The organism is Pseudarthrobacter sp. GA104, from assembly GCF_009741265.1.
Taxonomy (GTDB): Bacteria; Actinomycetota; Actinomycetes; order Actinomycetales; family Micrococcaceae; genus Arthrobacter.
Genome location: NZ_WOWL01000001.1, coordinates 3,214,242 through 3,233,346, shown reverse-complemented (window position 1 = coordinate 3,233,346; position 19,105 = coordinate 3,214,242). Strand labels below are relative to the sequence as shown.

The 19,105-nt window shown below is 63.8% G+C and carries 17 protein-coding genes; 3 read left to right on the top strand and 14 right to left on the bottom strand.

Going from position 1 to position 19,105, the window contains the following annotated elements; all coding sequences use genetic code 11:
* Position 1: 1 nt before the first annotated feature.
* Positions 2-1,114 (bottom strand): alpha-ketoacid dehydrogenase subunit beta, encoded by a 1,113-nt coding sequence (locus GK109_RS14690; RefSeq protein ID WP_321214214.1) that lies wholly within the window; start codon positions 1,112-1,114, stop codon positions 2-4.
* On the bottom strand, positions 1,111-2,331 hold the full coding sequence (locus GK109_RS14685) for a thiamine pyrophosphate-dependent enzyme (protein WP_157241453.1): 1,221 nt from the start codon (positions 2,329-2,331) through the stop codon (positions 1,111-1,113). Before GK109_RS14685 ends, GK109_RS14690 begins: the two co-directional genes overlap by 4 nt.
* A gap of 369 nt (positions 2,332-2,700) precedes the next feature.
* Here GK109_RS14685 and GK109_RS14680 point away from each other — a divergent pair, with 369 nt between their 5' ends.
* Both GK109_RS14680 and GK109_RS14675 read left to right on the top strand, forming a co-directional pair.
* Positions 2,701-2,946 carry a hypothetical protein gene (locus tag GK109_RS14680; protein ID WP_370460608.1) on the top strand — a complete coding sequence of 82 codons (246 nt, stop codon included), beginning with the start codon at positions 2,701-2,703 and terminating at the stop codon, positions 2,944-2,946.
* Positions 2,947-3,071: 125 nt separating this feature from the next.
* Complete coding sequence (locus GK109_RS14675; RefSeq protein WP_370460607.1) at positions 3,072-3,536, top strand: Lrp/AsnC family transcriptional regulator; 465 nt, start codon at positions 3,072-3,074, stop codon at positions 3,534-3,536.
* A gap of 374 nt (positions 3,537-3,910) precedes the next feature.
* Here GK109_RS14675 and GK109_RS14670 read toward each other — a convergent pair whose 3' ends face one another.
* The 8 genes from GK109_RS14670 to GK109_RS22115 all read right to left on the bottom strand — a co-directional run bounded on the left by GK109_RS14670 (position 3,911) and on the right by GK109_RS22115 (position 14,356).
* Positions 3,911-6,382, bottom strand: coding sequence for an EAL domain-containing protein (locus GK109_RS14670; protein WP_157241452.1), 2,472 nt, complete (start codon positions 6,380-6,382; stop codon positions 3,911-3,913).
* Positions 6,383-6,414: 32 nt separating this feature from the next.
* Positions 6,415-7,503: an EAL domain-containing protein gene (locus GK109_RS14665; RefSeq protein WP_157241451.1), complete on the bottom strand. Its 1,089-nt coding sequence runs from the start codon at positions 7,501-7,503 to the stop codon at positions 6,415-6,417.
* A 191-nt stretch (positions 7,504-7,694) separates the two neighbouring features.
* The gene (locus tag GK109_RS14660; protein ID WP_157241450.1) at positions 7,695-7,964 is read right to left on the bottom strand and encodes a hypothetical protein; all 270 of its coding nucleotides are present in this window, start codon (positions 7,962-7,964) and stop codon (positions 7,695-7,697) included.
* A 146-nt stretch (positions 7,965-8,110) separates the two neighbouring features.
* Positions 8,111-9,334, bottom strand: a complete 1,224-nt coding sequence (locus tag GK109_RS14655) for a MinD/ParA family protein (protein WP_231754873.1) — start codon at positions 9,332-9,334, stop codon at positions 8,111-8,113.
* A gap of 523 nt (positions 9,335-9,857) precedes the next feature.
* Positions 9,858-11,168, bottom strand: coding sequence for an EAL domain-containing protein (locus tag GK109_RS21945; RefSeq protein ID WP_370460606.1), 1,311 nt, complete (start codon positions 11,166-11,168; stop codon positions 9,858-9,860).
* Between the two features lie 232 nt (positions 11,169-11,400).
* The gene (locus GK109_RS14645) at positions 11,401-12,492 is read right to left on the bottom strand and encodes a M23 family metallopeptidase (RefSeq protein ID WP_197432474.1); all 1,092 of its coding nucleotides are present in this window, start codon (positions 12,490-12,492) and stop codon (positions 11,401-11,403) included.
* Between the two features lie 235 nt (positions 12,493-12,727).
* Complete coding sequence (locus GK109_RS14640; protein ID WP_370460605.1) at positions 12,728-13,201, bottom strand: sensor histidine kinase; 474 nt, start codon at positions 13,199-13,201, stop codon at positions 12,728-12,730.
* A gap of 471 nt (positions 13,202-13,672) precedes the next feature.
* The gene (locus GK109_RS22115) at positions 13,673-14,356 is read right to left on the bottom strand and encodes a hypothetical protein (RefSeq protein WP_231754872.1); all 684 of its coding nucleotides are present in this window, start codon (positions 14,354-14,356) and stop codon (positions 13,673-13,675) included.
* Positions 14,357-15,052: 696 nt separating this feature from the next.
* Here GK109_RS22115 and GK109_RS21940 point away from each other — a divergent pair.
* Complete coding sequence (locus GK109_RS21940) at positions 15,053-15,208, top strand: hypothetical protein (protein ID WP_197432606.1); 156 nt, start codon at positions 15,053-15,055, stop codon at positions 15,206-15,208.
* A 20-nt stretch (positions 15,209-15,228) separates the two neighbouring features.
* On the opposite strand, the gene GK109_RS14625 is transcribed toward GK109_RS21940, so the two are convergent.
* The 4 genes from GK109_RS14625 to galE all read right to left on the bottom strand — a co-directional run bounded on the left by GK109_RS14625 (position 15,229) and on the right by galE (position 18,990).
* Positions 15,229-15,609 (bottom strand): response regulator transcription factor, encoded by a 381-nt coding sequence (locus GK109_RS14625; RefSeq protein ID WP_157241445.1) that lies wholly within the window; start codon positions 15,607-15,609, stop codon positions 15,229-15,231.
* Positions 15,610-15,648: 39 nt separating this feature from the next.
* The gene (locus GK109_RS14620) at positions 15,649-17,313 is read right to left on the bottom strand and encodes a PAS domain-containing sensor histidine kinase (RefSeq protein WP_157241444.1); all 1,665 of its coding nucleotides are present in this window, start codon (positions 17,311-17,313) and stop codon (positions 15,649-15,651) included.
* Positions 17,314-17,679: 366 nt separating this feature from the next.
* Positions 17,680-17,751, bottom strand: coding sequence for a hypothetical protein (locus tag GK109_RS22380; protein WP_370460786.1), 72 nt, complete (start codon positions 17,749-17,751; stop codon positions 17,680-17,682).
* 219 nt (positions 17,752-17,970) lie between these two features.
* Positions 17,971-18,990, bottom strand: a complete 1,020-nt coding sequence (galE, locus tag GK109_RS14610; RefSeq protein ID WP_157241442.1) for a UDP-glucose 4-epimerase GalE — start codon at positions 18,988-18,990, stop codon at positions 17,971-17,973.
* Between the last annotated feature and the right edge of the window lie 115 nt (positions 18,991-19,105).

Here is a 19,105-nt window from a genome sequence, read left to right as displayed (position 1 = left end):
GTCAGTTCTCCCACTGAAGGTCGTCGACGGCGTCGAGGATGCGGTCCACGCCGGGCAGGTAGTACTTCTCAAGCTTGGGCGCCGGGTACGGGATGTCGAACCCGGTGACGCGGCGGATGGGGGCGGCCAGGTGGTGGAAGCAGCGCTCCTGCACCCGGGCCACGATTTCCGAGGACACGGATGCGAAGCCGTGGGCTTCGGCGATCACCACGGCCCGGCCGGTCTTCCGCACGGACGCGCTGACTGTCTCGTCGTCGAACGGGACAATGGTGCGCACATCGATGACTTCCAGCGAGCGCCCTTCCAGCGCTGCCGCCTCGGCGGCGGCGAGCGCGGTGGGGACGGACGGGCCGTAGGCGATCAGCGTGGCGTCCGTGCCGGGACGGGCGACGGCGGCGCGGCCTTCGGTGGTGCGTCCCGCCGTCGTGCCTTCCGCGTGAAGGCGGCGGAGCTCGTCCAGGTCCACGAGGTCCTTGGACCAGTAGAGCTTCTTGGGCTCCATGAACATCACGGGATCGTCCGAGTCGATGGCCTCGCGGAGCATCCGGTACCCGTCCGCCACGGTGGCCGGGGTGAACACCTTCAGGCCGGCGGTGTGGGCGTAGTAGGACTCGGAGGAGTCGCAGTGGTGCTCCACTCCCCCGATGCCGCCGCCGTAGGGCACCCGGATCACCATGGGCAGCTTCACGGCACCCTTGGTGCGGTTGTGCATCTTGGCCACGTGGCTGACGATCTGCTCGAACGCCGGGTAGGCGAACGCGTCGAACTGCATCTCGATCACCGGGCGCATCCCGTTGATGGCCATGCCCACGGCCATGCCCACGATGCCGGACTCGGCCAGCGGGGTGTCGAAGCAGCGCTGCTCCCCGAAGGTGGCGGTGAGGCCGTCGGTGATGCGGAACACCCCGCCCAGCATGCCCACGTCCTCGCCGAACACCAGCACGGACGGATCGGCGTGCATGGCGTCGGCCAGGGCGGTGTTGAGGGCCTTGGCCATGGTGACCGGCTGCGGGCCGGCGGCTTCCGCGGTGGCGGCGGCGGAGGCTGCTGCCCGGGCGGTTGCAGCAGAAACGTTGCCGTTGGCCTCGGATGAGGTGGTGATGGTGGGGCTCACTTGCCGGCCTCCTGTGATGATGCTGCGTCGCGGGCGAGTTCGTCGGCGAGCAGGGCGGACTGTTCCTTCAGCTGGGGCGTGGTCTCTTCGAAGACGTGGCGGAAGAGCTCCTGCGGGTCCACCGGGACGTCCTCGCTGAGGCCGTCGCGCAGCTGCGTGGCCACGGCTTCGGCGTGCCCGGCGATCCGCGCTTCCACGGAGGGGTCCAGCAGGCCGCGGTCCGTCAGGTAGGTCCGCATCCGGTTCACCGGGTCCTTAGCCCGCCATTCCGCAACCTCGCTGCTTTCGCGGTAGCGGGTGTCGTCGTCGGCGTTGGTGTGGGCCTGCATGCGGTAGGTGTTGGCTTCCACCAGCAGGGGGCCGGAGCCTTCGCGGGCCAGTTTCACGGCCCGGTCCAGGACGGCGAGGAGGGCCACGACGTCGTTGCCGTCCACGCGTTCGCCGGCCATGCCGTAACCCACGGCCTTGTGCGCGAGCGACGGCGCCACGGACTGGTGCGCCAGCGGCACCGAGATGGCGTACTTGTTGTTCTGGACGAAGAAGATGACGGGCAGGTGGAAGACGGCGGCGAAGTTCAGGGCCTCGTGGAAGTCGCCTTCGCTGGTGGCGCCGTCACCGCACATGGCCAGCACCACGGTGTCCTCGCCGCGGAGCTTGGCGGCGTGGGCCACGCCCACGGCGTGCAGCAGTTGGGTGGTGAGCGGGGTGCACTGAATGCCCACCTTGTGCTGGAGGGGGTTGAACCCGCTGTGCCAGTCGCCGCGGAAGATGGTCATCACCTGCACGGGGTCCACGCCACGGGTCATCACGGCGACGGCATCGCGGTAGGTGGGGAACATCCAGTCGCCGTCGGAGAGGCAGAGGGCGGCGGCCACCTGGCAGGCCTCCTGCCCGTGGCTGGACGGGTAGACGGCCATGCGGCCCTGCCGGACCAGCGCGGAGTTCTGGTCATTGACGCGGCGGCCGACGACGAGCTGCTCGTACGCTGCCAGCAGTTCGCCGTCGCCGGGCACGGGGTACTCGTGGCCGGGTTCGGTGCCCTGCTCACTGTCCGGCAGGAGCCGGCCGGCCGGGTCCACCATCTGGATCTGGTGCCGGGCCGGGAGCATGTAGTCCTCGGCGCTGATGCCGAACTTCTTGGCCGTTTCCGAGAGGTCATTCCCGGCGGGTGCCGTGCCGGTGCGCTCCGGCGCGGTGTGGTCTGCGGAGATCGTCATTGTTCCGTCCTTCTGTTGCCACTATTCCTTCCCAGTATCCGCCCCGGGCAGGTTTCGTATCCAGCTCCCGGAGGAATCGTGGAGAAGCTGCGCGATTCTGCCTGCTGTGGGAGACAAACTGTAAGTGTGAGCCAGATTACTGACAGGGTGTGTGGACAAAATGGCAGCCAGGGACGCCGGGGCCCCGGTGACCACGCCCCTTGCAGGACCAGGTCCGGTGCTGAGAGCCCGTGCCAAAAGTCCCTTGACCTCTCCTTCATGCGGGACCACACTCGGAAGGTGCGCAGGGTGCGGAGGGACAGCGCAGTCCTTTCTGCCCCGGAACCGCTGTGGGCAAGGCGGCATCTCTTACACCGAGGAATTACAAAAGTGGGGGCAGCTGGAATGGACATTGAGAAGTTGTGGGACCGGCTCGAACCGGAAACGCGGCAGTGGCTGGTGGAGAATCCCGGATGCAGGATCCTTCCCCGGACCGTCGTGGCGGCGATCACCAAGGCCACCGGGGTGCAGGTTGAACAGGACAGGCACGGGGAAAGTTCCCTCTCCCCCAGTGACTGCGACTTCCTCCGAACCGCGTCGCAGCTGCAGGATGCCAATAGCCGCAAGTCTCCGTAGCCGGGCCTTTGGCCGGGGTTTCGCATCCGGCATCCCGTGAACTGAAACGATCGTGCCCGATTCTGCCTACACTGGAAGACGAATTGTAAGTGTGGGCCGGATTACTGACGGGGGCCGTGGAGCAAGTGGCAGGCAGGGATGCCGGGACGGAACCCGTCCCGCTGGACGAGATCGACCGCAGGATCATTTCCGAGCTGACCCGGGACGGCCGGATGTCAGTCACGCAGGTGGCGGAGAACGTCCACATCTCCCGGGCGCACGCGTATACGCGGATCGGCCGGCTCACTTCTGAAGGGGTGCTGTCCAAGTTCACGGCGCTGGTGGACCCGATCAAGGCGGGGCTCCGCTCCTCCGCCTACGTGACCCTGAAGCTGAAGCAGGACGCCTGGCGCGAGCTGCGGGACCAGCTCGCCGTGATCCCCGAGGTGCACCACGTGGCCCTGGTGGGCGGCGACTTCGACGTGATCCTCCTGGTCCGCGCCGTGGACAACATCGACCTGCGGCGGGTCATCTTCGACCAGCTGCAGTCCATGCCCGGGGTGTTGGACACCCAGACGTTTTTGGTGTTCGAGGATTTGGATACGCGGTAGGTGCGTGTTCCGCCCCATCGATGGGGCCGGAGGCAACAGCCACTTCCAGAACACTCGCCCGTTCTTGCGGAAATCTTGATTTAGTCTTGAGTGGCGCAAGCGAAGATTTCCGGTAGTGCCGCCAAGCTATCGCGGCACTACAGTAGTTGCACTGTGAAACACCGTTCCACTTGCCGTATCCCCCGGAAATTGATTGTCCTGACGAGATCAAGATTCAGCGGCTTGGGGCGCTACGGGGAGGCCCGCCACATTTCCCCCCCAATCGGCGGGCTTCCCCACGTGGCTGTCCGGCAGAGTACGCCCTGGCCTCCGGTGTCCAGCAATGCCAGAGGCATCGCGCGCCCAAAGTTGCTTGAGAGTGTGTGTGAGCGCCGTCAGCCCGGCGTCAGCGCTGCCGGCGTACGGGTTTTCCTCAGCCGGCCGTTCAACCACCCGGGGACGCGTTCCGGGGGAATCGGCTTGCTCCAGAGGTATCCCTGGGCGCGGGTGACGCCCATCCGCCGAAGTTCGTTGAGCTGGGCGTGGGTTTCGACGCCTTCAGCGATGACGTCGAGTTTGAGGCTTTTCGCCATGCCCAGGACAAGCTCTATGACGGTGCCCCCATGCGGGCGGTCTCCCAGTTCCTGAATGAAAGTGCGATCGATCTTCAGAGTCTTAGCAGTAAGCCACCTCAGATAGCCCAGGGAGGAGTAGCCGGTGCCGAAATCATCAATGGAAAGGCCGACGTCCAGGCGGGAAAGACGTTGCAGGGTTTCCTTGGGCAGGTCCGGTTCGTCCATGAGAACGGTTTCAGTGATCTCCAAATGAACGGCTCCAGCATCAATGCCGGACACCTGGATTGCTGCCTCCACGATGTCCGGAAAGTCCTTCGCCACGAACTGGCGTCCGGAGATGTTCACTGCTGCCGTGAGGTCTCCGGCTCCCTCCACCTCCTGACGCCACTGCTGCACCTGGCGCAGGGTTTCTTGCAGCACCCAGGTTCCAATCGGAACGATCAGGCCGGTCTCTTCAGCGACCGGGATGAATGATTCCGGTGGAATGAGGCCATGGTCGGGATGCTCCCACCGCAGGAGAGCCTCGAAACCGAGTGGCGTTTCAGTGGCGAGCTCCATGATCGGCTGATAATTCAGCCGCAGTTCTCCCCGATCCAGGGCTAGCCATAGGTCCGACTCCATGTCCAACCGTCCACTGGCCCTTTGAGTCATTCTGGAGTGGTAAACCACCGATGCATCCCCGCCAGCCGATTTGGCCCTATACATTGCAGTATCCGCGCCGCCCAGCATGGATTGTGCTGTGTCATCAGGTCCGGCCAGGGCGATACCAACACTGACGTTGAGGAAAATCTGCCGGTCCTCCACCTCGAACGGAGCCCTGATGCATTCACGGATTCGCCCGGCCATCACCTTGGCGGCACGCATGCCCATGTTCTCGCAGACAATAATGAATTCATCGCCCCCGAAACGCCCTACCGTGTCGCCGGCCCTCACCGTCTTCGTCAAACGGTCACTCAGGAGCGTCAGAATTCTGTCACCGCCGCCATGGCCGATACCGTCATTGACGAGTTTGAAGCGGTCGATGTCGACGAACATGACCACTGGCCGGGAACCATCGTCAAGGAAACCCTGCAGCACCTCGGTTATCAGGTACCGGTTGGGCAGGCCTGTCAGGGCATCGTGACGGGCTTGCCATTCCAGGACCTGCTCGGCTTTCTTGCGCTCAGTGATGTCCAGTACCGTGTCAAGGAATTGAGCTGGTTGCCCGTGAGTGCCGTCGACGTTCAGTATCCGTGAATGAAGCCATCGCTGCCCGCCATCCGGCCGGAGGAGCCGGTACTCTATATCAGCGAATCGCGCCCCCGAATGCAGGTCCCGCCACACCTGCCGGACCCGGTCACGGTCCTCCGGGTGTGTCCGCTCCAGCAGCCATTCCCTTGATAGGGACTCCCCTGGCGCCAGGCCCACGATGCGCGCGAATTCCTGTGAGTGCCAGGTCTCCCCCGTGGCCCCCGAGTACTCAAGACTTCCCACATGCGCCATTTCCTGAGATGCAAGCAACCGGCGCCGCTCGGCATCGGCTTCGGACCGCAACCGCTTAATCTCCGTGATGTCCCTGGCAATGGCGGAAGCGCCGGCGAGCTTTCCGTCCTGCCCATACACCGGTGACAGCGTCAGGTCCACGTCAATGACCGAGCCGTCTTTGCGCCGCCACCGGGCCTCTACCCCTGAGACGGAAGCCCCGGCGCGGATCCGCTCAGCGACGCGAACATCCAAGTCCTCCGCATTCCGGGTGGTGAACAGCGCGTGCGTTTGGCCGACGGCTTCCGCCATGCTCCAGCCGAACATCCGTACGGCACCTGCGTTCCAGCTGGTGATCTTCCCGTCCATGTCAGCGCCGATGATCGCATCCCCCGAGGACTCCACCATCGCGGAGAGCCGGCCCAAGGCCGCCTCCCGGAGTTTCCGGTCAGTAATGTCCTTTGAAATGGCCACGATGTCCACTGCCACCGTGTGCCGGCCCCTGATCGGGCTGATCGTCGCATGGACTGGAAACTGCCTGCCGGACCGATCCTGCATCCCCAATTCCCCGGACCAGTCCTGGCCAAGGGCTAACCGCTCCGCGATCTCCTCATTCGCAGGCCCTGGCCCGGGGATCGGGAAACTATTGACGATGCCCAGATCAAGAGGCGTCAATCCGATCACCTCCGAGGCAGCGAAACCATACAATCGTTCGGAGGCACGGTTCCAGTACGTGACCCGCCAGCTGCTGTCCATCCCGATCACAGACTGGCCGATCTCGTCGAGCAGCAAGGCCTGTGTTAGCAGATCATCCTGTTGTTCCCCCGCCATTGATCCCCCGCGTTATCCTCAATCCATTCCAACTAGGACTCCGTGGCTACGCCTACAGTCGTTTGGATGACCCACGACGACCAGTCCAGCGGATGCACCGACGGCCGGCCCAGCAGATACCCTTGGCCGGCAGTGAGGCCGGCATCGATGACTGCGGCAAGCTCCGCATCCGTTTCAATACCTTCGGCTGCCAGGACGGCCCCGACCTCCTGGGCAAGGCTAATCACTGCCGGCTTGTCCAGGCCTGGCTCCTCAAGAATCCCGTCAATGAAAGTGCGATCGACCTTGATGATGTCCGGACGGAAGCTGAGAATCCGTTCGGCAGAGGTATAGCCTTGCCCGGAACCATCCACTGCTACCCTCAACCCGCGTTCACGAAGCGGTTTCGCGGATCGGATTACCCTACTCCACTGCATGTCATTGGCCCCGCCCCGAAATTCAACGACGATCTTGTCCATCGCCAGCCCGGAGTTCTGCAGCAGGTCTTGGGCACGGGTCTCCGTAAACGCTGCCGGAGTCAGGTTGAACGCGACGAAGAGATGCGAGGGGACCATCCGCGCCGCGGACACTGCACACTGCAGCGCAGCGATCTCCAACTCGGTTCCGAGGCCCACGGCCTCGGCTTCCCGGAACCACGTGTCGGCGTCTGATCCGTCGCTGCTGACAAAACGTGTAAGGGCTTCAACCCCGGCGACGCGCCGCTCCGGCAATTCGTGGATTGGCTGAAACGCCGTCAGCAACAGCCTGCTGCCCAAAACCGATTCAATTCTCTTCGTAAGCCCGGTATCAGGGGCCCTGCGCTCATCAAGGGGACCGGCAGTGGTACCGTCCACACCCTCAGGACGTGGTTGCTGCCGCGCGCCCTGTTTCCGTGTCCCGGCAAGATGCTCAAGAAACGCACGTTCGGGGTTGTCCGGGTGGGACGCAAGGTGCTTCCGCAGCTGCGCCCTGGCCCACTCCGCTTTGGGATCAGGATCAGTGAGGACATCATTGATCAGCTCCATCACCTGATCGCGCAGGGAACCATCTTTCGCCGCCTGCTGCGGCAGTGCAGGTCCCCCCGGACCTGCCGTTTCCCCTGCGCCGGTGACTGAGAGGAGAGTGAACTCGTCCCGTGACATCGGCTATTCCTTTATCGGCTGTAGGCGCCGGCTGAGCCCGGCACCAGGCCTCGGCCGCAACACTGATTGACTGCAGCGCGCAACCCCGGCCTGAACAAAGGGTACAGCCGGACAGAACCTAAATCCCTAATGTCCAGAAACAAATTCCGGCATTGACTGCGGCCGGGCCCGGAATTGGCGGCGACTGGAAACTAGGGCGCCGATTTCGGGGTCCCGTCCACAGCTATTTCCATGAGCTTGATCCACATCGACCTCGTGAAACCTTCGCAGTCCCTGCGAACGACTGCAGACCGTACACCGCTTCCGTCCCAGCGCTCCACCAGCACGTCGCCGCGGCCGTCGCGTGTGACGAACACATCGTCCGCTACCCAGGCCGCACCGTCCCGAAACCCGAACATTGCGGCCGGCACAGGCGCCCACGGAAGGGGAATGGCCTGCCGGTCTTCCTCGTATCCACCCATGGGCCGAAATTAGCCCAGCATCGTGGCTGGGGCACCAGTAGGCGGTACCTGAGTTTCCCCCGCCGGGTACCTGCGGCACCCCTCTCCCTACTTGCCTGCGCGTCCTGCCAAAACGGTCAATGCGGAGGGCACTAAGCGGAGGCGTTCTACCGGTAACCGTCCACGATTGCAGCGGCGATCTCTTTGTAGGCACGACGGGTCTCAGGTTTGAGGACATCGAGGGTGACGAGGTCGCCGTCAGCCACGCCGCGGTCGTGCGGGACGGCGATGAGCTCGCGGCAGATCCCGGCGAGGTGTTCCTCGATGGCGTCCTTGTCTACCCGGGAGGAGACCTCGTCCTTGTCCGTAATAACGACGACGGCGTTCCGGGCCAGTTCCTCGTACCCGTGGCTGGCCAGCCAGTGAAGGGTGCTGCGGGCACGTTTGGCACCGCTCACTGCATAGCCTGCGGCAATGACCAGGTTGTCCGCAGACTGCAGGATCCCGCTCATGGCGTTGTGCGTCACGCCCGTGCCGCAGTCGGTCAGCGCCACAGAGTAGTAGTTGGAAATGAGTTTGCGGATCCGCAGGTACTCAGCAGCCGTGAGTGAATCCGAGACCTCCGGGTCCTGCTCCCCCGCGATCAGGTGCAGCCGGCCGGCGTGATGCATGTACCGGGCCAGGGCTGTCAGCGAGTCGATGGAGTCGATGTTTTTCAGGAGGTCTGTGATGGTGCGCGGGCTGGACTGCTGGTAGATGCCCTCGCCCAGTGCCCGTTCCACGAGGTCGCCGGAGTCGGGGTTCGCATCGATGGCGCAGGGGGCGTCCCCGCGGTATTCGGCCAGCGTCAGGCCCACGCCCACGGTGGTGGAGGTCTTGCCGATGCCGCCTTTGAGGCTGAGCACAGCCGTGTTGTAGCTGCCCTGCAACTGTCGCGAGATGCGTCGGCCCAGCTCGTCCTCCTGGCGCTGCTTGGCGCTGGGGCCCAGGTTCCAGGCGCCGCCGGTCATGCTGTAGATGGCTCCGCGGAGGCCGCCCACGGGACGCGGCTTCTGCTCCTTCACGAACAGCCCCGGCGAGCTGATGAAGTCCGGCATTGGGCTCTCAGCAATGCTGTCTGCAACGGTAGGCCGGACGCGGCGGAAGGCGGGAGCTTCAGCAGGGGCGGCCGACGGCGGCTGCGGGGCTTCCGCAGCAGGCGCACCGGCGACGGAGGTGGGGGTGTCCTGCGCGGCCGTCAGGGCGGCTGCAGGTGGCCGGGTGGGAGGCGGGACGGCAGAGGCTGGCTGCGCGGCATCGGCGGCCGCGGCAGCTTCTGCCCACGAGGTCCGGCGTGTCAGCGGCCCTCCGGCTTCAGGCGGGCTGGACGGTGCGGGCGGTACGGCTGGCATGGTTCCTGTCCGGACATCCGCCGGCCCGCCGTCGGCGCGACGGAGGTCGCGGCGTCGTCGCAGTGGCGGCTGTCCTGCATCTTCTGCATTGGCGCGCGCATTCTGATCCGCCGGATCGGACATGTTTATCCCCCAGGACGTTCGGCAAGAAGTTCAGCAGCACTCTGGTTCAAACCGTAAGTCTACGATGCTTTCGAGTGTCAGCCCGGACTCAGCGATGGGCCAGTGCGGCGGCAACTACGGCTGCGGTCAGTATTAAGAGAACGGCCAGGGCAGCGTAGCCCTGCCATCTGGGACGGTTTTTGTGGGGGTTGATGTCAACGTAGGGCATGGCTAGCGGCGGTTACCTCGCCGCAGCGCTGTGGCGTAGCAGTCCAGCATCATGCAAACCTCCGTCGATGGCAATATTCCCAAGTCAAGCTAGGAAGGACGCTACCCTCGCGTCGGGATAATTGACAAACGTGTCAATTATGGCTGCTGGGGGCTGCGCCGTCTGTGGAGGACCGATCGCTTGGCGCAGGTATCACGCGGCGCCGCTGATGCGGGCTTCCTTCCAGCTCTCCCATTCGCCGGGATGGAGGCTGGGACGGCCCAGGAAGTAACCTTGCGCCGATGTCATCCCCAGCCTCGTAACGGTAGCCAGTTCGGCCATGGTCTCAATACCTTCTGCCACGATCTGGGCCCCGATTTCCTGGGCGAACGTAACCATGGCGGCACCGAGCGCCCGCTGGGCATGGTCGCTGTCAAGCCCCGCAACCAGGCTGCGGTCGAGCTTAATAATGTCGGGCCGGAGCCGGAGGATGTGGCGCATTGATGAGAAGCCGGAGCCGGCGTCGTCGACGGCAATCTTCAGGCCCCGGCGCCGCAGGGGGGCCAGCGCGGACAGCAGCGGCGTGTACTCAGCCACTGGCAGTCTTTCTGTCAGTTCCAGAACTATCCGGTGGGCGGCCAGACCGGACCGCTCCAGCAGCATCGGCAGTCGGGGGTCCAGGCAGGTATCGGGTGAGAGGTTCAGCGCCACATAGAGGTGTTCGGGGAGCTTCGCGGTCCTAAACAGGGCAGCCTCCAGGGCCGCAAATTCAAGGTGTCCCCCGAGTCCAACGCTGGCGGCATCGCTGAACCAGTGCTCCGGGCTTCTGCCGTCATCACTGGGGAACCGGGTGAGCGCTTCCACTCCGGTCATGGTTCCGGTGCCAAGTTCGTAAATGGGTTGAAAGGCGGTGAGGATGGTTCCGCCCCGGACGGTGCTCTCGATGCGTTCCCGGACGTGCCCTTCGATGAGCGGTTGCACTGTCTGGGCGGCCAGGGGCCGGCTGGTTCCTTCATAGCGGGGGCGGGCCCCGTTCCTGGTGGGCCGTGCCCTGCCGGATACTTCCATCCACACGGATGTGCCATTGCGGTGGCGGTAGGAGATCCGGACCCCTTTCCAGTCCGTACCATGATCGCCGCGGGCGTCTGCCACCGCCTGCCGCGCCCCGGCGAGTTCGTCCGGACCGATGACGGTGCTGACCGGCCTGCCGATCAGTTCGCCGGGTTCGTACCCGAGGAGTGCGGCGCTGGCCCCGCTTGAGTAGCTGAAATTCTCCTGGCCGTCCACGGCCCACACCCATTCGCTGCTGGTGTCGGAGACGGTCTCCATGAGGTTGGAAACAGCGCTGCTACGGTCGCGCTCCCGGGCCTGGGCACGGACGCCCCGCGCGGCCGTGACCCCGGCAACGAGGATCAACCCTCCGGCAAGTGCGCAGACCAGAACGGGCCCTGCCGGTGGCTGCGGAAAGCTGTGGGCCAAGGAGGGCCAACCTGCGGCGACGGCCAGGGCAAATGCGGCCTGCACGCTTAGGACGCAGAGCAGCAGGTGGCTGCCGACAAATGACCGAATAGTCGTTTTTCCGTACCTGGCCATGCCCTGTTCCCCCATTGCACCCCGCGTTTGAGTCCGGTCATCCTGACTGGCCGCGGCCAAAGGTAGGCTAACAGGGCCGCACCAGGGTAAGTCCCATCTTTGGACTAATCTGTGGAAATCCTTGAAAAGGTACGCAAAAGCAGGCAAATCAACGTGAATGCACCTACGGTGCCGCGGTGATCGTCGGCGAAGGGGTGGCCGCCGTCGCGGTGGCGGAAGGGATCGCCGTCGGGGATGCTGTAGCTGGCGGGGCGGGCGCCACAGTCGGCGACGTCGTCGGGGCGGGTGCAAGTGCCGGTGGCGCCGAGGCGTCGACTCGGGGCGATGAAGTCATGGCCGCCGATCCGTCTTCCGCGGGACCGTGGCCGTGGCCAGCCGATTCATGGCTACGGCTCTGTTCAGCGGAGACTACCCATGCCGGCGCAGGTTTCGTTCCGTCGGCGCTCCGGTAGTCGGCCATCGTGATATCGGCCTTGGGATCGGGAGAATGCAGCGGCACCGTCGTCCATTTAGCAGGGTCGGTGTGGCTGCCGTTCAAGACCGTTTCGAAATGGAGATGGCATCCCGTTGAGGCGCCGGTTGTGCCGACCTTGGCGATAACGTCGCCGGCCTGGACGGACTGGCCCGTCCGGACAGCTATGCCTTCGAGGTGGTTGTAGGTGGTGATCAGCCCGTTGCCATGGTCCACTTCAACCCGGTTGCCGCCGCCCCACTGGTGCCAACCCACTGCCCGTACGACGCCGGCATCCGCCGAGTGGACGCGCGTGCCGCAGGATGCGGAGAAATCGAGGCCCCAGTGGAATTCCCCCGCTCTTCCGGTGATCGGACTCGTCCGGAGTCCATAGGGCGAATTGGGGAGAAGTGCCTCCAGCGGTGCCATCAGGGTTCCGTCCGCCGGTCGCTCCGAGGCGGTTGAGGCGGCACTGAGTTTCCCGGTCGCCTTCTTCGCTTCGGTACGGACGATGGAACGGCTGTAGGTCAGCAAGGCGTCGGCCCGGGCCGAGACAACGTCCGGGGTTGAACCGGCTGCCCGGGCACTCGCCGTCCCCGCCGTGAAGCCCTGGCGGGCTGTGGCTGCAAAGCTGCCGGAAGGGTGCCCGGGCGCAGGTTCGGCAGCAGGAACCGAGCCGTTTGCCTGAAGTCCCATAGCGAGCACGGCCAGCACGCCTGTACCTCCGCTGATGGCCAGCCGGCCGGCATGCCGCCGGTGCTGCCGGCTGCGGCGGGCAGCGGCCCGCGCCAGATGTTTTGCCAAAATGGATTTCCCCCGTGAAGAGCCGCCTGGATGGTGATGAGTGGCGGGTGTTGTAACTATGGGAACACGGAGGACAGGGCGATTTGAGGGATAAGGCCGCATATGTGAATAAGCTATGCAAACCCTCAGGCAGGCCTTGCCAAACTGGGCCGGTCTTCACAGAAAGCTGAGTAATAACCGCGCCGCGCAGCGGCCAGGACGACTGCCTATCATGTCCAAGACCGGGGATTGAAATCTAATCCAGGGGAATGGTGACGGCGACCTTGGTTCCCCTGCCCGGAGCAGAGTCAACGCTCACGAAGCCGTGGGCTTCGTTGACGGCCATCGTCATCAAGCACACCCCGTATCGGTGGTTCCGGGAGGCCTCGGCCTGGCTTTCCGGGCTGAAGCCAATGCCGTTGTCAGTGATGGTCAGGCGGATGCCGTGGTAGACGGCCTCGAGCCGGACGGCCATTTCGGTTGCATTGGAGTGCCTGAACGCATTGGTGAGAATTTCCTGCCCGGCGCGGTAGAGCAGGATAGCGCAGGCCGCCGGAATCTCGAGGCCGTGGTGGGGAGTTTCCATCCGTACACAAACACCCTGCCGGCGGAGCGGCACGGTCAACCTGTCAATGCTGCCGGCCAGTCCCCACGTGCGGAACGCAGCGATGAGTTCATCGGCGGTTGCGTCTTGGGTTCTGTCCCCATCCAGTGCTATTGCGTGGCTCACGATTTTCCCTGCTTCCCTGCATGCTTGCGGTCTCTTGTTTGGGTGATTTATCCGGCCGGTAAGCCCCTGGAACAAGAGTGGCCCGCCATCCTCAAGGACTCCGGCGATTATCCGCAGTCCGAATAAAGATTTGCAGCAGGTTTGGGCAAGCAGGCTCGCCGCCAGCCCATAGGACGGCGGCGAGGCCCCCGGCATGATAGAGCTCGGGAGCCCTGAACCACCGTGACCAGCTCAGCGCCCTCCCGGAGGTGCATCACGTGGCCCTGATTAGAGTCGACTCCGACAAGATTCTTCTGTTCCCCACCGTGGACAACATCGACCTGCATCCGCGTCATCTTCGATCAGCTACAGTTCATGCCCGGAGTGGAATACCCGGACGTTCCCGGTTTTCAAAGACTTGGATGCCCCGTAACCCACTAGACTTTGGGTGCGCCGCCTACATCCAGCCTGCGGCAAACCGCCTTTGCGGCGCTACCTGTGTCTCGGTGCGACCGCTATCCAATCAGAACCGCTACCTTCACCGCCGCTGCCGCCAGTGGCTTCTAAACGTCGTGGAGCACTCGACAGGTCGCAGCGCATTCGCAGGAGTACCTTTTGGCGGGCTTTTGCTTTGATCAGTCCTGCGGCCAGGAGCCCCATGCCCGCGAGTTGTGCCAGCATGCCGCCCAGCGCCGCGGCGTATTCGGTGATAGTCATTCCCGCCACCCCTTCTGATGTCCTGCCCTGATGCGCCCAAGCTACGCCCGGAGGCTCAGCATTGGCCGCAGGTGCGGCGAGGGTTTGATCAAGATCGGTGCAGGCCGTGACTCTGCCGGTACCCGTCCACGATTGCTTTGTAGGCACGGCGAGCCTCGGGCTCGAGCACGTCCAGGGGACCAGGTCGCCATCGGCCACTCCGCGGCCGTGCGGGACGGCAATGAGCTCGCGGCAGATCCCGGCGAGGTATTCCTCGATGGCGTCCTTGTCCACCCGGGAAGAGACCTCGTCCTTGTCCGTAGTCACCACAATGGCGTTCCAGGCCAGCTCCTCGTACCCGTGGCTGGCCAGCCAGTGCAGCGTGCTGCGCGCACGCTTGCCACCGCTCACTGCATAGCCTGCGGCGTTCACCACGTTGTCCGCAGACTGCAGGATCCCGCTCGTCGCCTTGTGGGTCACGCCGGTACCGCAGTCCGTGAGCGCCGCCGAGGAGTAGCTGTAGGTGACTTGCCGATCCGCAGGTACTCAGCCGCCGAGAGCGAGTCCGAGACTTCGGGGTCCTGCTCCCCCGCGATCAGGTGCAGCCTGCCGGCATGGTAAATGTACCGGGCCCGCCGTGAGCGAGTCGACGGACTCGATGTTCTCCAGCAGGTCCGTGATGGTGCGCGGACTGGACTGCTGGTAAAAATACCCTCCCCAGGGCGCGTTCCACCAGGTCCCCGGAGTCCGGGTTGGCGTCGATGGGAGTCCCAGGCCCCGCCGGTCAGGCCGTATAGGGCAGCACCGCCGAACCCACCCACGGGCCGCGGCTTCTGTTCCTTCACGAACAAACCTGGCGAGCTGACGAGATCGGCATCGGGCTCTCCGCAATGCTGTCGGCAACAGCAGGCCGGACACGGCAGAAAGGGGGAGGTTCAGCCGGAGCGGCCGACGGCGGCGGTCCGGCTTCCGCAGCAGGCGCACCAAGGCCAGAGGTAATGTTGTCCGGCGCTGCCCGCTGGGCGGGAGGCCGGCGGAACCCTACGCTTCCTGCGCGAACTTTGTCCCAGTCCTATGAGGACTGTGCAGGTAACCATCGGGAACCTTGATCGAAGCCACCCATCATTTAGTCAGAAGGCAGAGAATATCCCTACAACGAGAATGAAGGTAATCAAAGTGGCAACCAGGGCAGAAAAATCAAACTACCGCTACAGCGATTTCTATTGCTTCATGTCACTGGCCGACTTCACAGCTTATATCTCCTCAGACGACGATGCCGATGGCTGCATCTCGATCAGCTATGCTTCCCGGGGAGCCGGGCAGGGCGCATGACACCTGACGCTGGAGCACAGTCAGTCCGGTTGCATGCCGGTTTGTTCGTCGCTTGAGAGCAGTTTCTCCACCCGCAAACGCAGTTCCCGAGGGCTGAATGGTTTGGCCATCAGGTCATGGATGCCGGCAGCGAATGGGGTGTCGGCGAGATCCTCGTGACCGGTAAGCATCAGGATCGGCGCGCTGCTGAAGCCCCTGATGCGCCGGGCGGCTTCCACCCCGTTGAAGTCCGGCAAGCCGAAGTCGAGGACGATGATGTCCGGCCCATGCCGCCGGACTGCCTCCACGCCGGCGGCACCCGAATCGGCTGCATGCACTTCCAGGCCAGCGTTAACGAGGATGCCCTGGATGAGACCCCGGACGTCCAAATCGTCGTCAATGATCACAGCCGTTTTCCGCATGGACGGCACCACCTTTTCTTATTAAGGTATCTCGTGGAATCAGCGAATGGCGGGGATGGTCACGGTGAACGTTGATCCATGACCGGGTGTGCTGGTGCATCTGATGCTGCCGCCGTGGTTGTCCACGATGGTTTTGGTGATTGCCAGCCCCAGGCCGATTCCCGGGATCCCGGATTTCCGTGCGGTCTCGGACCGGAAGAACTTGGTGAAGAGTTCCTTCAGCTCCTCCTGCCTCATCCCAATCCCAGTGTCCGTCACCGAACAGAACACACCTTGCGCGGTAGCGCTGGCACGCACCGTCACTTTCCCGCCGTCGGGCGAGTACTTGATCGCGTTGGAGAGCAGGTTGTCCAGAACCTGGCCCATTCGTGTCGTATCTATCAGGGCCGGCACCTCAGGGTCTGATTCGTTGACCAGGTTCACGCCCGCAGCGCCGGCCAGCGGCACCGCCGTGGCCAGGCTGAACCCGATGACTTCGGCCAGGTCCGCCGGCTCCGGACGCACATCCACCGAGCCCGATGCTGCTGTGAGCAAATCCGTGACCAGCCTCTGCAGCCGCTGGCCGTTCCGCCATACGACCTGCAGCATGGCGCCGGCGTCCGCCGGCAGGTCTTCCCTGGCAGCCAGCACCTCGGTGTACCCCAGAATCGAGGTCAAGGGGGCCCGCAGTTCGTGGGTGACGTTGGAAAGGAACGCGTCCTTGGCTGTCATGGCCTCGACCAGTGCCGTGACGTCGGTGAAGGTGACCACCGACCCGTCGAACCTGCCATCGTCCCGGATGGCCCTGGCGGAGGTGGAGAATACACGCTGCTTGCCGTTTTCGCCGATCCACACAAGGTAGTCGGAAAAGTCCTCGCCGTTGGCTGCCCGCCTTTCCGGGCGCGTCTCGGGAGCAAGCAGTTCCTTTCCCCCACGGCCATAGACGTGCACCTCCGGCTCCCTGCCGGGAGCCGGAGAAGGATATGCAAGTGCGTAGTTGCGCTTCTGCTGCTGGTTTCTGAGGGTGATGCTGCCTCCGGCGTCCAAGGCCAGGACACCGACTCCCACTGCGTCAACCACGGTGTTGATCAGCCGTTCCTTGCGCGCCGAACTTTCCAGCGCCGCCTGCAGCTGGCGCCTCGCCTCCTCCACGGTGTGCTGCTGGTGGTCCCTGCTGGAGCTCAGGGTATGGACGGCGAAGCCCGTGGCGAACATCAGAACCGGCAACAGCACCACCACGCTGTACTCTTCTCCGGCGGCAGAGCCACGGAGAAGCAGCGGGACCCAGACCGCCAGCAGCGGGCCGAGGAAACTCGTTACCAGGCCAAACCGCGGGTACAGCTGCGAGCTGGTCAACCAGACCACCGGAAGGACAGCCATGGCCCCGAGGGCGGGAACGGTTTCCACGCCTGACTCGCGGATCATTCCGATCGGGACAAAGTCCAGGACAGGGACGGCAAGGGAAGCTGCCGGCGGGAGTCGCTGCCACGGGACGGCCAAGGCCAGGATGAACATCACCGCATGGAGCATTAGCCCGGCCTTGAACACCGGATCCAGCAGCAGTGCGGGATGGAAGACCAGCACTATGCCCGTCACCAGGACCATCGTCACCGTGAGCGGCAACTGGCTCAGCACCACCCGCGCCCGGGGGGAAAGCTCATGAAAAAACCTGTGCGCCGGCAACCAGGCAAGGCCATCGCTCACAGGTGCTCGCGAGACGTTCATGACCACACCGCCCGCTCGGGTCCACTAACACGGCAAGTGTTCAGCAACGAACCTTGAGTGACCAGCGGAAAGCTGTCCGCGCCGACTTCGAGCCATTCCGACAATGTTTCTCCATACCTTTGGCAAGCAGCTGCGTCTGCCTGGCCTAGAGTCTACCCACGGTGCTTGGAGTTACCGGGACGCTGAAACACCCTCAGGGTACGGACGGTGCTGTTATCTGGCCCGCCCAGCGGAGACCGCCCAGGCCGGAGGCGTCGCCGCTGAATCGCGGAAATCAGTCATGGTGGTGTCAGCCGGGCACTCCGCGAGGGTCAGAGGCTGGAGTGCCCAACGCGCAGGATCGGCGTGGCTGCCGTTCAAGACAGTTTAGAAGTGGAGGTGGCAGCCGGTGGACGCACCTGTGGTTCCGACCTTGGCAATCAGTTCGTCCGCCTGCACCGACTGACCTTGCCAGGCCCCAGTGGAACTCCCCCGCTGCTCCTGCAACGCGACAAAAACAAAAGCGCCTGGTGATCCGGCAATCCAGCGGGGCTTACTTAAGCCCTATCCTGGAGAAACGGACTGCGAGGATGCCGGGCACCAGGAGAGTATGGTCGAATTGACCAACGATCGGTGAGTCCGTCGAATATGGACACAAGGTAAATCGGCAAGCAGCCGTCAGTTCGACTCACCGTAGCCGAGGGGGTTATCCCTCTGCCATCGCCACTGGTCCTCGCACATCTGTGCGAGATTTCGGCGGGCCGACCAACCCAGATCGGCCAGCGCGGAGGAGGGGTCCGCATAGCTGACTGCAGCGTCCCCGGGACGCCGCGGGGCGAACTCATAGGGTATTTCACGTCCGGCCGCGTCGGCGAAGGCGTGGATAACCTCAAGCACGGAGGATCCCCGGCCGGTGCCCAGGTTCCATCGGAACGTCCCCACCTTGGACTTCAGGAAATCGAGCGCGGCCAAGTGGCCGGCTGCCAAGTCCATGACGTGGATGTAGTCGCGCACTCCGGTGCCGTCCGGCGTCGGGTAATCATTGCCGTAGACCAGCACCCTCTCGTGCCGTCCCACTGCTACCTGGGCCACAAAGGGCAGTAAATTGTTCGGAACGCCGCGCGGGTCTTCCCCGATCAAACCGGATTCGTGGGCCCCGACCGGATTGAAATAACGCAGGAGGGCGATGCTCCAGCGACGGTCCGCCGAGCTAAGGTCAGAAAGTATGTCTTCTATTTGCTCCTTGGTCCTGCCGTAGGGGTTGGTGGCATCCATGGGCGCTTTTTCCGTCAGAGGCACTTCCTCGGAGGCTCCGTATACGGTGGCAGAGGAACTGAAAACGAGCGTTCGGATGCCCGCCCTGTCCATGGCGTGCAGGAGGTTCAGGGTTCCTACTACGTTGTTTTGGTAGTACTTCAGCGGCTTTTCCACCGACTCGCCAACCGCTTTGAGCCCGGCGAAATGAATGACGGCGTCCCCTCCAGATTGCCCAACAACCGTTTCCACGGCTCGTTCATCCAGCAAATCCACTTTGCGGAAGGTGATGTTACTTCCGGTAAGCTGCTGCACCCGATCGAGGGATTTGACTTGTGAATTTGACAGGTTGTCAATAACAACCACTTCATGTCCTGCTTCAAGCAAACAAAGTGAGGTGTGCGATCCGATGTACCCGGCACCCCCAGTGACCAGTACCTTCATAGGATTCACTCTATGCTCAGATCAGGAAATTGAAACGTCCCCCGACTTAGTTTTTGGTCTTCTACCAAGATCAGAGCGTAGAGTGAAAGCTGGAAAAAGGGACCATGAATTCCGA